We start from the raw sequence: 14,927 nt of genomic DNA, 5'->3' as shown, positions 1-14,927 counted from the left end.
GTCGTCTGAACCAAACGCTGCATTGAAGAGGCTTGCCCGACAGACGGCTTGGCGATGAATTCCGGGATCTCGAAAACTTCCCACGGCGCGAAGCCATGGTCGCTCTGCCTCGAAGTTAAATTTTGCACAGGCGCCAGGATCCCAGAGAGTGGTAACTCAGGCCAAGACAAGCCGCCGCGCGAAACATAAGCTCGAACAAATTGCGTCGGCTGGGAAGCGAAGGCAGTTTTAGGAGAGCTTGAGAGGCATTATCCAGGCTGGGGGCAGCGGAACCCGGCTCTATCCGCTGAACTGTCGTACGACAGACGGCGGATGAACCCCTGTGAATCCTGTTACTAACACCTTCATTGTCTTGCCCGAACTTCTATCGGACTGTTGGTGCTATGGAGAGCGTCAGCTCTTCCATCAGAGGCAGGTGGCGTCCTGACGCAAGGCATGTTCCGGATACCAGGAACATCATTAGGATTGCGTCCAGAATATCGTGGCCGATCAGAACCATTCCGCCTGAGAGATAGGTGATCACCACAATTCCAGAATGGACAAGTAGATATTAACTCGGGAAGGCGTGAATTGACCTGTTATCGACGAAAACCGGCTCAAGGCTGCTGCTCGCCTTGTTCGGAGAGGTTTTCTGGGATGGGCTTTTCGACCGTGCTTGGCGCGACGGTCTTCAGGGTTCGTGCAAGTTGCATTACGAATGGCGACTTGTTTTCGGGAGCCAGTATAGCGGCTGATCATCGTTTTCCATAGTACGGCGAGACGGGATTGCCATCAAAAATCGACGGTGCTGCTCAATCTACGTGACCGCAGGAACGTGTAGCCGAGTTGACGCTGATCGCGGCCGCTCCAGGGAATATTTTTTCGGCCACCAAGCTCGCCAGCCCTTTGAGCAGGAATTTCCGGGTTCTGGTCCCCGCGTGGAAAATTCATTCCCGAACCACTCCAGGGCAGGCCCGTCTTGCATTGTTATAAACGATGGCGATCTGCTAGAAGGCCCGCACGAAGACACATTGTCCAGAAGTGAAGCTTGAACCGGGCCGCTGAAAATTGCGCCTGATGCATCGATGCAAGGTCTGGATTGGCACGAGAGAACGCTTGCAGTCCATGAATATCGCGCTTACGCACCTTCAGCGGCTTGAGGCTGAATCCATCCATATCTTTCGCGAGGTAGCGGCGGCCTTCGCCAAGCCGGTCATGCTCTATTCGGTCGGCAAGGATTCCTCCGTGCTGATGCATCTTGCGATGAAGGCGTTTTATCCGGCCAAGCCGCCCTTTCCCTTTCTCCACGTCGACACGACCTGGAAATTCCGCGAGATGATCGCGTTTCGCGATCAGATGGCGCAAAAGCTCGGCTTCGATCTCCTGGTGCATGTCAACGAAGACGGCGTACGCGACAACATCAATCCCTTCGACCATGGCTCGAACACCCATACGCATGTGATGAAGACCGTGGCGCTGCGGCAGGCACTCGACAAATACGGCTTCGATGCAGCCTTCGGCGGGGCGCGGCGCGACGAGGAGAAATCGCGCGCCAAGGAGCGGATATTCTCCTTCCGCAACGCCCAGCACGTCTGGGATCCGAAGAACCAGCGGCCGGAGATGTGGAAGATATTCAACACCCGCATCGCGACCGGTGAATCGATCCGGGTGTTTCCGTTGTCGAACTGGACCGAACTCGATATCTGGCAGTATATTCTCCAGGAGGACATCCCGATCGTGCCGCTCTATTTCGCCAAGGAGCGACCGGTCGTCGAACGCGACGGCATGCTCATTCTGAAGGATGACGACCGTATGGAACTGCGTCCCGGCGAGACGGTTGAGAACCGGCTGGTGCGGTTCCGCACGCTTGGCTGCTATCCGCTGACCGGCGCGATCGAATCCGACGCCGATACGCTGGAGGCCATTGTCGGCGAAATGCTGACGGCGCGCACCTCCGAACGGCAGGGCCGCCTGATCGACCGTGATGAAGCCGGTTCGATGGAAAAGAAGAAGCGCGAGGGGTATTTCTGAGCATGCGCCACATCACGGCCGAGAGCCTCGCGCCCACCGACGGCATTCGTGACTATCTGGCGGTGCAGGAACAAAAGTCGCTGCTGCGCTTCCTGACCTGCGGTTCCGTGGACGACGGCAAGTCGACGCTGATCGGGCGCCTGCTTTCGGATACCAAGCAGATTTTCGAGGACCAGCTTGCCGCGCTCGAGCGTGATTCGCGCAAGCACGGGACGACGGGCGACGACGTCGATTTTGCCCTGCTGGTCGATGGCCTTGAGGCCGAGCGCGAGCAGGGCATCACCATCGATATCGCCTATCGCTTTTTCGCCACGCCGAAACGCAAATTCATCGTTGCCGACACGCCCGGCCACGAACAGTACACGCGCAACATGGCGACGGGCGCATCGACCGCCGATCTTGCCATCGTTCTGATCGATGCCCGGCAGGGCGTGCTGCGCCAGACCAGGCGCCATTCGATCATCGCCTCGCTGCTGGGCATCCGGCACATCGTCCTGGCCGTCAACAAGATCGACCTCGTCGGCTTCGACAAGGCCGTGTTCGAACGGATCATCGAGGATTTCAGGCAGTTCTCGCACAAGCTCGGCTTCGAGACGATCGTGCCCATCCCGATGTCTGCCCGTTACGGCGACAACGTCACCAGCCGCTCGGACAAGACGGAATGGTATTCCGGGCCGACGCTGATCGAACATCTGGAAGCCGTGTCGGTCGATGAAGCCGTTGTCGAACTGCCGTTCCGTTTTCCGGTGCAGTATGTGAACCGCCCCAATCTCGATTTTCGCGGTTTTGCCGGCACGATTGCGTCCGGCTCCGTCTCACCAGGCGACGAGGTCGTTGTCGCCAAATCCGGCAAGTCCTCTCATGTCAGGCGCATCGTCTCGCATGGCGGCGACCTGAGCCAAGCGGTCGCCGGCCAGGCCATCACCCTTGTCCTCGACGACGAGGTAGAGGTCTCGCGCGGCAACATGCTGGTGTCGCCGGCGGCGCGGCCCCAGGTCGCCGACCAGTTCGCCGCCAACATCGTCTGGTTTGACGAGCACGCGCTGCTGCCTGGCCGCTCCTACATCCTGCGGACCGAGACCGATCAGACCAGCGCAACCGTCACCGACCTGAAATACCGCGTCAACGTCAACGACTTTGCTCATGAGGCGGCCAAGTCGCTCGAAATGAACGAGGTCGGCATTTGCAACATCTCGACGCGGGCGCCGATCGCCTTCGATACGTTCGCCGAGAACCGCACGACCGGCGCCTTCATCCTGATCGACCGCATCACCAACGCCACGGTCGGCGCCGGCATGATCCTGCATTCGCTGCGCCGCGCCGAGAACATCCACTGGCAATCGCTCGATGTCGGCAAGCACGGCCGCGCCGATCTGAAGAACCAGCGGCCCGCAGTGTTCTGGTTCACCGGGCTCTCGGGCTCGGGCAAGTCGACCATCGCCAATCTTTTTGAGAAGAAGCTGTTCGCCACCGGCCGCCATACCTACATCCTGGATGGCGACAATGTCCGCCACGGCCTCAACCGCGATCTTGGCTTCACCGACGCCGACCGCGTCGAAAACATTCGCCGCGTTGCGGAAGTGGCGCGGCTGATGGCCGATGCCGGGCTGATCGTCATCGTTTCCTTCATTTCGCCCTTCAGCGCAGAGCGGCGCATGGCCAGGGAATTGATGGCCAACGGTGAATTCGTCGAGGTGTTTGTCGACACACCTTTTGAGGAATGCGCCAGACGCGATCCGAAGGGCCTCTATGCGCGGGCATTGAATGGCGAAATCAAAAATTTCACCGGCGTCGATTCACCGTATGAAGCCCCGGAAAACCCCGAAATCCATCTCAAGACACTCGGCAAGTCTGCCGAGGAGATGGTAGAGGCCCTGGAACTCTGGCTGAACGAGCGCGACATTGCCGAAAACCAATACGATAGCGGCGGCGGCATCTGACGACGAAGCGATGCTCGGCCTGTTCGAGCGCCTTGCCTTGGCGGCGGGGCGAGAGGTGATGCGCGTCTTCGATGCCGGCTGCGCGGTCGACCAGAAATCAGACGCCTCGCCGGTGACCGAAGCCGATCGCCGGAGCGAAAAGATCATTCTCGCTGGGCTGCGCGCGGCGTTCCCCGATATCCCTTGCGTGGCTGAGGAAGAGGCATCGGCCGGCATCGTGCCGCCCGATCTCGACGCCGTCTTCTTCCTGGTGGATCCACTCGACGGCACCAAGGAATTCGTCAACCGCAGGACCGACTTCACCGTCAACATCGCGCTCGTTCGCCACGGCGTGCCGGAGATCGGTGTCGTCTTCGCGCCATGCACTGGACGCTTCTTTTCCGGCCGGCCGGGCAGCGCGGAAGCAATCGATGTCAATGGCGACTACCAGATCATCGGCCGTCGGCCGATTTCGGTGAGGGCGGGTGTGGCGCCACTGACCATCGTCGCCAGCCGGTCCCACAATACGCCGGAGACCGAAGCCTATATCCGCACGGTGGGCGCTGCCGAGATCGTCTCGGTCGGCTCGTCGCTGAAATTCTGTCTTGTCGCCAGCGCCGAGGCCGACGTCTATCCGCGCTTCGGCCGCACCATGGAATGGGACACCGCGGCCGGCGATGCGGTGCTGCGCGCGGCAGGCGGGATGACGCGCACGCTCGATGGTCAGCCGCTCGCCTACGGTAAGCGCAACCAGAGCGATGACGTGGATTTTGCCAATCCGCATTTCATCGCCAGCGGCAAGAGCGCGGGCCAGTAATCTCCCCCCTTGAGGGGGAGATGTCGCCGAAGGCGACAGAGGGGGTCGCCTCAGCAGGTGCGACGCATATGGAAACGAAAGAGGGAAGTCGGCGCTTCACGCGTGGCAACCCCCTCTGGCCTGCCGGCCATCTCCCCCTCAAGGGGGAGATTACGCGCCTACGCGGCCGCGACGTGCGCCGAATTCGAGCCGATATAATTGCGGATCGTCTCGATGATCCGGTCCTGGTCGGCCTCGCTCAGATAGGGGTGCATGGGCAGGCAGAGGATGCGCTTCGGCAGCCCCTCCGAAACGGCCAGTCCTGTCGGCGTGCGCGGATAGTCGCGGTAGGCGATCTGGCTGTGCAGCGGCTTCACGTAATAGATGACCGATGGGATGCCTTTTTCACCGAGATGTGCCTTCAGCCCGTCGCGCTTCGGCGTCTCGATGGCATATTGCGCCCAGGCCGAACGGCTGCCGTCCAGGTTGCGCGCCGCCTTGACGATGTCGCCGAGGCCTTCGGCATACCGATTGGCGACCGTTTGCCGGGCAACCATCTCGTCTTCGAGAATGGCCAGCTTCTCGATCAGGATCGCCGCCTGCAGAGTGTCGAGCCGCGAATTGATGCCGACGCGGACATTGTCATATTGGGTTTCGCCCTTGCCGTGGAAGGCGAACGAACGGAGCTGTTCGGCCAGCGCATCGTCATTGGTGAACATCGCGCCGCCATCACCATAGCAGCCGAGCGGCTTTGCCGGGTAGAAGCTGGTCGAGCCGACCGCGCCGAACGAACCTAACATCTTGCCGTCGATCGAGCCGCCGATCGCCTGCGCGGCATCTTCGATCACCATCAGCCCTTCGCGGTTGGCGATTGCCATGATCGCCTCATAATCGGCGGCGAGCCCGAACAGGTCGACGGGAATGATCGCCCTTGGCTTCAGCCGGCCTTCCGCCTTGATCATGGCGATGGCGGCTTCGAGGCTGGCGATGTCGATGTTGTAGGTCTGCGGATCGACGTCGACGAAAACCGGCTCGGCCTTGGCCAGCGCCACCACTTCCGCCGTGGCGGCGAAGGTGAAGCTCGGCACGAACACCGCGTCACCTGGGCCGATGCCGGCCGCAAACAGCGGCAGCAGCAGTGCGTCGGTGCCGTTGGCGCAGGCGACGACGTGCTTGGTGCCGATATAGGCGGCGAGCTTGTTTTCGAATTCGGTGACCTCAGGTCCCAGAATATAGCGCCCTTCGTCGACGACGCGGTCGATGGCTGCTTTCAGTCTGTCGCGGATTCGTTCGCGCTGCGCGCCTAGATCGATGAACTGCATGTCGGCCTCAAAACGGTACTAGCCAGATAACCGGCCGCTGGTAGCAGAGTTGCGCCAGCCGAGAAAGCTGCACGAACAGAACCACGAATTGCTCAAATGTCGCAGCCTGTTACCTCTGATTCCGACAGGTCCGCGTCAGACGCCGGAAATCCGGGGCTTTGTCGCGCACGATACGGCCTTTGTGTCGCACGCGCTCGGCGGGGCGAAACATAAAGTGATCGATGTCTCGCGCATCTTCAGCGCATCGCCGTCCAATTAGGCGATTTCATGCCGCCAGGGCGGATTGGCGCCGGCCCGCGACACGGTCACCGCCGCAGCCTTGGCGCCAAGCGCCAGCGCCTTGTGGATGGCGTCATCCGGCAAATTGGCGATCGCCTCCTTCGACAGCAGGCCTTGCTCGTGCAGCGAGGCCAGGATGCCGGCGTTGAACGTGTCGCCGGCCCCGACCGTATCGATCACCTCGACCTTGTCCGGCACGACCGTGACCTTGTGATCCCTGGTGTAGCCGACGGCGCCTTCGCTGCCATGGGTAACGACGATCAGCGTCGGGCCGCGATCCAGCCAGTTGCGGACGACGTCCTCATGCGAGCCGGCTTCGCCGAACCAGTTTAGGTCCTCATCCGACAGCTTCACGACATCGGCCATGGCCATCATCGAGCGGATGCGCCTGAGATGCTTGGCCTTGTCCGGGATGAAATTCGGCCGAATGTTGGGGTCGAGCATCATGACGCGGTGGCTGTGCTCGCGCCGCATGAATTCCTCATAGGCTGATCCGGCCGGCTCCGAGATCAGGCTGATGGCGCCGAACAGCATGGCTTCGATCTCGCTGCCGAGTTTCGGCAGATCGTCGATGGTCAGCATGCGTCCGGCTGTGTTTTCATCGTAGAACGTGTAGGTCGCCTGACCGTTGTCCAGCCGCACGAAGGCGAGCGTGGTCGGCCGGGGCGATGTGTGCGCATAGGTGGAACTGACCTGGCTTGCCCTCAGCGCGTCCTTGAACTGGCTGCCGAACAGATCCGTCGACAGGCCGGAAAAGAAACCGGCGGGCGCTCCCAGCCGGCCAAGCGCTATTGCCGTGTTGAAGACCGCGCCGCCGACATAGGGGGCAAAGGCCGGCTCGCCCTGTGTCGTGGTGCGTGGCAGCATGTCGATCAGGGCTTCGCCGCAACAGAGGATCATGATTTCCTGGTCTCCGGCGGATAGATCACACCCTTGCGGATGATGATGTTGGCGTAGAGCCGCGGCTCGCTTGTCGCGACGATCGCGTGCGCGGACCTGACCCGTAAATAGAAGTCGGCGCCGGCAAGCGCAACCACCTTGCGGCCCGGAGCACGCGTGGCGCAGATCGCCTCCATCTCGTGATGAACGGGATCGGCAAGCATGGGATCACCTTTGACCGAGGCGCGAAACAGCGCCGCCGGCACGGCGTCGTCGACAGGCAATACGCTGAGGATGGCGTCGAGCATCGGAACAAGATGATGACCGTCGGCGCGGATGAGCCGGTGTGCCTGTTCCTTCGCCGGGTAGTTTCCGTCGACAAGGGCGATCTCGTCGCCATGGCCCATGGCACGCAGCATCGCCAGAAGCTCCGGGCCGAGCAGGGCCGGGATTCCGATCAGCATTCAGGTGCTCCTGGAAATCGTGGTCGAACCGATGAGGAAGCGCTCGGAAAGCGGCAGGCTGGCCCCGCCCAGGGCACGTGCATGAATGCCGACAGTCCCCTCGCGAACGTCCGGAAGCTTCAGGCCTTCACCGTCGATCTTGCCGATGGCTTCGATAACGGCATCGACGAGCCGGCGCCGCACGGCCGTCGGCATCCATCCGTCGATCACCGCGGCCTCGAAATCGATAACCGAGGACGCCGCCACGATAGCATAGGCGAGCGCCTGCGAGGCGCAGCCGATCCAGTCGTCGAGCTCGACGCCGATCTCGCCCCAATCCTCCGGTGACGTCCACAGATGTGAGGCTTCGACGCCGCGCGCGTTGAGCGCCTTTTCCAGCATCGCGATCGACGCCACGTCGATCAATTGGGTCGGCTTGCCGTCCGGTCCGGGCACCGGCATCGAACCCAGCGCGCCGGCATTGCCGGTCGGTCCGCCGAAAAGGTGACCGTTCAGCACGATGCCGCCGCCGGCGAAGGCGCCGATATAGAAATAGACGAAGTCGCGCGCCGCACCCGCCTTGCCGAACACCAGTTCGGCGCCGCAAGCCGAGGTGGCGTCATTTTGCAGGTAGACCGGGAATTCGCACTGCGCCTGGATGTCGGCGCGGATGTCTCGGTGGCGCCATTCGTCCATGACGTCGCGCGGCGCACCTGCCGTATCGGCCCAGTTCCACAATTCGAACGGCATGGCGATGCCAAGTCCGGCAATGCGCTTGTCCTGCGCCGGGGTGAGTTCGCCGCGCATCGTCTTCATGCCGGAGGTGACGAATTCGACCGTCTCGCGCGGTGCCGGATAGCGGTAGGAATGCTGCAGCATCGAGCGCACATTGCCGAGAAAGTCGATCAGCACGAGTTCGGCGCTGCGACGGCCGATCTTCAGGCCGATGAAATAGGCGCCATCGGGATTGAGCGCCATCGGAATGGAAGGTTGACCGATCTTGCCGCGCAGCGGCGCCTGGCGGACAAGGAGGTTGTCCTCCTCGAGTTCACGCATGATGACCGAAACCGTCTGCGCAGAAAGTCCGGTCATGCGCGCAATGTCGGACTTGGCCAGGCTGCCGTGCTGACGCACCAGCGACAGCACCAGCCGCTCATTGTGGTCCCGCATGCCGCTCTGGTTGGTGCCGCGGTGAATGCGGCTCTCGGCTGCCTCGGGCGAACCGTGCCTTGTAGTGCCGGTCTCCACCCCTGTTCCTCCCGTCGTTTTCCCCTCAATGCTTTCGGGCCAGAATGGGTGAACGAGGCAACGCTGTCAATAATAAATAAGAGTGATTTAATTATTGACAGGAACCTCGGTCTGGTATTCTGTTAGGGCAGGCGTCCACGCTGGGAGAAGTCGCTGGATGCTTCGTGCAGATGCCGGTTGGCCGGCATCCGAAATGGTTCCACTGGGAGGAAAATCGTGACCAAGACAACACTATTGAAGTCCACCGTGTTTGCCGCGGCCGGACTGGGTCTGATGGCGTTCACCTCGGCTGCGTCTGCCGCCGATGTCGGCGCCTGCCTGATCACCAAGACCGACACCAACCCGTTCTTCGTCAAGATGAAGGAAGGCGCGAGCGCCAAGGCTAAAGAACTCGGCGTCGAGCTCAAAGCCTACGCCGGCAAGATCGACGGCGACAGCGAGAGCCAGGTGGCGGCGATCGAAAGCTGCATCGCCGACGGCGCCAAGGGCATCCTGATCACCGCGTCGGACACCAAGGGCATCGTCCCGGCGGTGAAGAAGGCACGTGACGCCGGTCTGCTCGTGATCGCGCTCGACACCCCGCTTGACCCGCTCGACGCGGCCGACGCGACCTTCGCGACGGACAATCTGGAGGCCGGCAAGCTGATTGGTGCTTGGGCCGCCGCGACGCTCGGCGACAAGGCGAAGGATGCCAAAATCGGCTTCCTCGACTTGACGCCCTCGCAGCCGACGGTCGACGTGCTGCGCGACCAGGGCTTTATGATGGGCTACGGCATCGACGTGAAGGATCCCAACAAGATCGGCGATGAGGACGATCCGCGTATCGTCGGCCACGACGTCACCAACGGAAACGAGGAAGGCGGCCGCAAGGCGATGGAGAACCTTCTCCAGAAGGACCCCGGCATCAACGTCATCCACACCATCAACGAGCCGGCAGCCGTCGGCGCCTACCAGGCGCTCAAGGCCGTGGGTCTCGAAGGCAACGTGCTGATCGTGTCGGTTGACGGCGGCTGCCCCGGCGTGAAGTCGGTCGCCGAGGGCGTGATCGGTGCGACATCACAGCAATATCCGCTGCAGATGGCGGCACTCGGCATCGAAGCGATCGCTGCTTACGCCAAGGACGGGACGAAGCCCAAGCCGACCGAAGGCAAGGATTTCTTCGACACCGGAGTCAACCTCGTGACCGACAAGCCCGCGGAGGGCGTGAAGTCCATCGACACCAAGGAAGGCCTCGCCAAGTGCTGGGGCTGATGCCGGTCTGACAGGCAACAGACCGAAGCGGCCAGGGGCTTGATCCCCGGCCGCTTCGGGTGGACGATGCGGTAGTCGCAAGCGCGAACAATTCCGGCGGCAGATCGGGAATGGTTGGACGGGCGTCGGCGCGTGGCTGAAGCCTCATGGGAGGAAACATGTCTCAGGTTCAGGAATTCGAAAAGGCTCTCGCGAACAGCGAGACAAGCGTTGCCGCTTTTGACGAGCACGGCACGTCGCTCGTCAAGCGCATCCAGCATTTCCTGCATTCCACTCCGGCTGCGGTGCCGCTGATCGTGCTGGTTCTGTCGATCGCTGTCTTCGGCGTCACCATCGGAGGACGGTTCTTTTCGTCCTATACGCTGACGCTGATCCTGCAGCAGATCGCCATCGTCGGTATTCTCGGAGCCGCGCAGACGCTGGTCATCCTGACAGCCGGCATCGACCTGTCAATCGGCGTGATCATGGTGATATCGGCCGTGATCATGGGCAATTGCGCCGTCACCTACGGTCTGCCGACCTTGCTTGCCGTGGTGATCGGGCTTGCCGCCGGCGCGGCTTGCGGGCTGCTCAACGGGCTGCTGGTCGCCTACATGAAGCTGCCGCCGTTCATCGTCACGCTCGGCACCTGGAACATCGTCATGGCCACGAACTTCATCTATTCGGCCAATGAGACGATCCGCGACGCCGACGTCGACGTCCAGGCGCCGCTGCTGCATCTGTTTGGCCTGAACTTCAGGATCGGCACAGCGGTGCTGACATTCGGCGTCATTGCCATGGTCGTGCTGGTGCTGATCCTCTGGTACGTGCTCAATCACACGGCATGGGGCCGCCATGTCTACGCCGTCGGCGACGATCCGGAGGCGGCCAAGCTGTCGGGCATCCAGACCAAGAAGGTGCTGATCTCGGTCTACACCCTTGCCGGGCTGATCGCCGCTTTCGCTGCCTGGGTCTCCATCGGTCGCAACGGCTCGATCTCGCCGTCCGCCGCCGTCACCGACTATAATTTGCAGGCGATCACCGCGACGGTGATCGGCGGCATTTCCCTCTTCGGCGGGCGCGGCTCGATTCTGGGCACGCTGTTCGGCGCGATGATCGTCGGCGTCGTTTCGATGGGCCTCAACATGCTGGGCGCCGATCCGCAATGGAAAGTGCTGCTCACCGGTGTGCTGATCATCGGCGCCGTGGCGATCGACCAGTGGATCAGAAAGGTTTCGGTGTAACCATGACCCAGGAGCCCATCCTCACCGCGCGCGGCCTCGTCAAACGCTACGGCCGCGTTACCGCACTGAACAGCTGCGACTTCGATCTCTATCCGGGAGAAATCCTGGCCGTGATCGGCGACAATGGTGCAGGCAAGTCGACGCTGATCAAGGCGATCTCGGGCGCCGTCGTTCCGGACGAGGGAATCATCGAGTTGGACGGCAAGCAGGTGCTCTTCAAGTCGCCCATCGAGGCCCGCGAAGCCGGCATCGAAACCGTCTACCAGAACCTGGCGCTGTCGCCGGCGCTGTCGATCGCCGACAATATGTTCCTCGGTCGCGAGATCCGCAAACCGGGTTTTCTGGGCGACTGGCTGCGCATGCTCGACCGCCCGGCAATGGAAAAGCGCGCCCGCGACAAGCTCACCGAACTTGGCCTGATGACCATCCAGAACATCAGCCAGGCCGTGGAAACGCTCTCGGGCGGCCAACGCCAGGGCGTGGCGGTGGCGCGCGCCGCCGCCTTCGGCTCGAAGATGGTCATCATGGATGAGCCGACGGCGGCGTTAGGCGTCAAGGAGAGCCGCCGCGTGCTCGAACTGATCCTCGACGTGAAGAAGCGCGGCCTGCCGATCGTGCTGATCTCCCACAACATGCCGCATGTCTTCGAGGTGGCCGATCGCATTCACATCCATCGGCTGGGCCGTCGCCTCTGTGTCATCGATCCCAAGCAATATACGATGTCCGACGCCGTCGCCTTCATGACCGGAGCGAAGCTTCCGCCGGAGGCGGCACTGGCGGCCTGATGCATGTCGCCCAAAAGCATGCCCTCGGGCGTGAACCGAGGGTGCGCAGCGGTTTTGGGATGACGACATGTACATAAGTAAGAACTTAAGGCGCGTCGCAGAGGCCGCCCAAAACGCGATGCGCTTTAAGTTTCTAATTGCCGCAGGGTAAGCTTCCCCGCGGCAATCTAACTCGATTGAACGCTTAACAATATGCGCTAGCATGGGCTGGGAGGAATGGTGAAAGCCGGTATGATCATGGCAACCGCACGAGAGGCAGCATGACGCGCGCGATGACATCCAAAGCTCCCATTCTCGAAAACTCCGATCCCAAGGCGCTTGCCGACGAAGTCTTGAAGGCCCTCAAATACAGGCTCGGCAAGGGGACCAGCGTCGCGACGCAATACGACTGGCTCACCGCCTCGATAAAGGTCGTGCGCGACCATATCGTCGATCATTGGATGCAGGCGACGCAAGAGGCCTACGCCCATCAGGAAAAGCGCGTCTATTATTTGTCACTGGAATTCCTCATCGGCCGCCTGATGCGCGACGCCTTCTCCAATCTCGGCCTGATGGACAATATGCGCGAAGCGCTGCGGTCTCTCGGCGTCGACCTCGACCTCATCGCGGCCCTCGAACCAGATGCAGCGCTTGGCAATGGCGGTCTTGGCCGGCTCGCCGCCTGCTTCATGGAAAGCATGGCAACCGTCGACATCCCCGCGCATGGTTATGGCATTCGCTACGCCAATGGCATGTTCCGGCAGGAAATCCATGGCGGCTGGCAGGTTGAGCTGCCCGAGACCTGGCTCGATCACGGCAACCCCTGGGAGTTCGAGCGGCGCGAACGCTCTTTCGAGGTCGGTTTCGGCGGCTCGGTCGAATCGATCACCTCGAACGACGGCAGGCTTGAGCGCCACGTCTGGAAGCCGATCGAACATGTTCTGGCGGTTGCCTACGATACGCCGGTGGTTGGCTGGCGGGCCAACCGCGTCAACACGCTGCGGCTCTGGTCCGGCATGCCGATCGATCCGATCCTGCTCGACAAGTTCAACGCCGGCGACCACATCGGTGCGCTCGCCGAAAGCAACAAGGCCGATGCCTTGTCGCGCGTCCTTTACCCTGCTGATTCCCACAAGGCCGGTCAGGAGCTGCGGCTCAGGCAAGAGTATTTCTTTTCCACCGCCTCACTGCAGGACATCATCCAGCGTCATCTCAGCCAATATGGCGACCTGCAGTCGCTGCCCGACAAGGCTGCGATCCATCTGAACGACACTCATCCGGCCATCGCCGTGCCCGAGCTGATGCGCCTTTTGATGGATGTCCACGGCATGGATTTCGACCAGGCCTGGAGCATCACCAAGCGCACTTTCGGCTATACCAACCATACGCTGCTTCCAGAGGCGCTCGAAAGCTGGCCGGTGCCGCTGTTCGAGCGGCTGTTGCCGCGCCATATGCAGATCGTCTACGCCATCAACGCAGAAGTGCTGCTGGAGGCGCGCGCCTCCGACCAGTTTTCTGACGAGCAGATCAGCCAAATCTCGCTGATACAGGAAAACGGCGAGCGCCGCGTGCGCATGGGCAATCTGGCGTTTGTCGGCTCGCACTCGATCAACGGCGTCTCTGCCCTTCACACCGAGCTGATGAAGGAAACGGTGTTTGCCGAGCTCCACCTGCTCTACCCCGACCGCATCAACAACAAGACCAACGGCATCACGCCGAGGCGCTGGCTGATCCAGTGCAATCCCGGTCTCACCGCGCTCACCCGCGAGGCGATCGGCGACCGCTTCCTCGACGATATAGACGCGATCAAAGAGCTCGATGCCTTTGCCGACGACGCCGCCTTCCGCGACAAGTTCGCGGCAGTCAAGCGGGCGAACAAGACCAAGCTTGCCAACCTCGTGGCCGACCGCCTCGGCATCAAGGTCGATCCCTCGGCGCTGTTCGACATCCAGATCAAGCGCATCCACGAATACAAGCGCCAGCTCCTGAACATCCTCGAAACAGTCGCCCTCTACGACCAGATCCGGTCCCATCCCGAGCGCAACTGGATGCCACGCGTCAAGTTCTTCGGCGGCAAGGCGGCGCCCAGCTATCATAACGCCAAGCTGATCATCAAACTCGCCAACGACGTCGCCAAGGTCATCAACCGCGACCCGGCCGTTCGCGGCTTGCTCAAAGTGGTGTTCGTGCCGAACTACAATGTCAGCCTGGCCGAGATTATGATGCCGGCCGCCGATCTTTCAGAGCAGATATCGACTGCAGGCATGGAAGCCTCCGGCACCGGCAACATGAAGTTCGCGCTGAACGGTGCGCTGACCATCGGCACGCTCGACGGCGCCAATGTCGAGATCAAGGAATGCGTCGGCGACGACAACATCTTCATTTTCGGCCTGACCACCGAAGAGGTCGCCGAGCGGCGCAGCAACGGCTACGATCCGCGATCGGTGATCGAAGCCTCTCCCGAATTGGCGCAGGCAGTGGCTGCCGTTTCGTCGGGCGTCTTTTCGCCTGATGATCCGGAACGCTATCGCGACCTGATGAACGGCCTCTATCAGAGCGACTGGTTCATGGTCGCCGCGGATTTCGATGCCTACGCCGCCACCCAGCGCGATGTCGACGCCGTCTGGCGCAACAGCCCGGATTGGTATGCCAAGGCAATCCGCAATGTCGCTCGCGTCGGCTGGTTCTCGTCCGATCGCACGATCCGCCAATATGCGAAAGAAATCTGGAACGTGCCCGTCTGATATGATTGCATGAGGCCACGAACAACGTGGTCCGGGTGCCGGGGAGAGT

Annotated in this window: 11 protein-coding genes; 7 read left to right on the top strand and 4 right to left on the bottom strand. The window is 61.7% G+C overall.

The annotated features are described in order from the left end of the window. The first annotated feature begins 1,104 nt into the window (after window positions 1-1,104). Genes cysD through cysQ form a run of 3 tightly spaced genes read left to right on the top strand, consistent with a single transcriptional unit; the run spans window position 1,105 to window position 4,746 of the window. The gene (gene cysD / locus CIT26_RS09380) at window positions 1,105-2,010 is read left to right on the top strand and encodes a sulfate adenylyltransferase subunit CysD (RefSeq protein ID WP_095492359.1); all 906 of its coding nucleotides are present in this window, start codon (window positions 1,105-1,107) and stop codon (window positions 2,008-2,010) included. Between the two features lie 2 nt (window positions 2,011-2,012). Beyond that, window positions 2,013-3,950, top strand: a complete 1,938-nt coding sequence (gene cysN / locus CIT26_RS09375) for a sulfate adenylyltransferase subunit CysN (protein WP_167391339.1) — start codon at window positions 2,013-2,015, stop codon at window positions 3,948-3,950. Window positions 3,951-3,960: 10 nt separating this feature from the next. Beyond that, window positions 3,961-4,746, top strand: a complete 786-nt coding sequence (gene cysQ / locus CIT26_RS09370; RefSeq protein WP_167391347.1) for a 3'(2'),5'-bisphosphate nucleotidase CysQ — start codon at window positions 3,961-3,963, stop codon at window positions 4,744-4,746. 158 nt (window positions 4,747-4,904) lie between these two features. Here the strand turns inward: cysQ and CIT26_RS09365 are convergent, their stop codons facing one another. From CIT26_RS09365 to CIT26_RS09345, 4 genes are all read right to left on the bottom strand, one after another. After that, window positions 4,905-6,047 carry a DegT/DnrJ/EryC1/StrS family aminotransferase gene (locus CIT26_RS09365; protein ID WP_095492318.1) on the bottom strand — a complete coding sequence of 381 codons (1,143 nt, stop codon included), beginning with the start codon at window positions 6,045-6,047 and terminating at the stop codon, window positions 4,905-4,907. A gap of 255 nt (window positions 6,048-6,302) precedes the next feature. Further along, the gene (locus CIT26_RS09355) at window positions 6,303-7,226 is read right to left on the bottom strand and encodes a carbohydrate kinase family protein (RefSeq protein WP_095492316.1); all 924 of its coding nucleotides are present in this window, start codon (window positions 7,224-7,226) and stop codon (window positions 6,303-6,305) included. Then, window positions 7,223-7,669 (bottom strand): RbsD/FucU family protein, encoded by a 447-nt coding sequence (locus tag CIT26_RS09350; protein WP_095492315.1) that lies wholly within the window; start codon window positions 7,667-7,669, stop codon window positions 7,223-7,225. Before CIT26_RS09350 ends, CIT26_RS09355 begins: the two co-directional genes overlap by 4 nt. Continuing rightward, a complete protein-coding gene (locus CIT26_RS09345; RefSeq protein WP_095492314.1) occupies window positions 7,670-8,896 on the bottom strand; it encodes an ROK family transcriptional regulator in 1,227 nt (408 codons plus the stop codon). It abuts the gene before it with no gap. Between the two features lie 273 nt (window positions 8,897-9,169). On the opposite strand from CIT26_RS09345, the gene CIT26_RS09340 reads away from it, so the two are divergent. The 4 genes from CIT26_RS09340 (at window position 9,170) to CIT26_RS09325 (ending at window position 14,878) form a co-directional block, all read left to right on the top strand. Further along, on the top strand, window positions 9,170-10,147 hold the full coding sequence (locus CIT26_RS09340; RefSeq protein ID WP_051505568.1) for a sugar ABC transporter substrate-binding protein: 978 nt from the start codon (window positions 9,170-9,172) through the stop codon (window positions 10,145-10,147). Between the two features lie 158 nt (window positions 10,148-10,305). Beyond that, on the top strand, window positions 10,306-11,370 hold the full coding sequence (locus tag CIT26_RS09335; protein WP_095492312.1) for an ABC transporter permease: 1,065 nt from the start codon (window positions 10,306-10,308) through the stop codon (window positions 11,368-11,370). 2 nt (window positions 11,371-11,372) lie between these two features. After that, on the top strand, window positions 11,373-12,155 hold the full coding sequence (locus CIT26_RS09330; RefSeq protein ID WP_023802796.1) for an ATP-binding cassette domain-containing protein: 783 nt from the start codon (window positions 11,373-11,375) through the stop codon (window positions 12,153-12,155). A gap of 260 nt (window positions 12,156-12,415) precedes the next feature. Then, window positions 12,416-14,878: a glycogen/starch/alpha-glucan phosphorylase gene (locus tag CIT26_RS09325; RefSeq protein ID WP_095492311.1), complete on the top strand. Its 2,463-nt coding sequence runs from the start codon at window positions 12,416-12,418 to the stop codon at window positions 14,876-14,878. The last annotated feature ends 49 nt before the right edge of the window (window positions 14,879-14,927 follow it).

The organism is Mesorhizobium temperatum, assembly GCF_002284575.1.
Taxonomy (GTDB): Bacteria; Pseudomonadota; Alphaproteobacteria; order Rhizobiales; family Rhizobiaceae; genus Mesorhizobium; species Mesorhizobium temperatum.
This window is presented reverse-complemented; position numbering and strand designations above follow the sequence as displayed.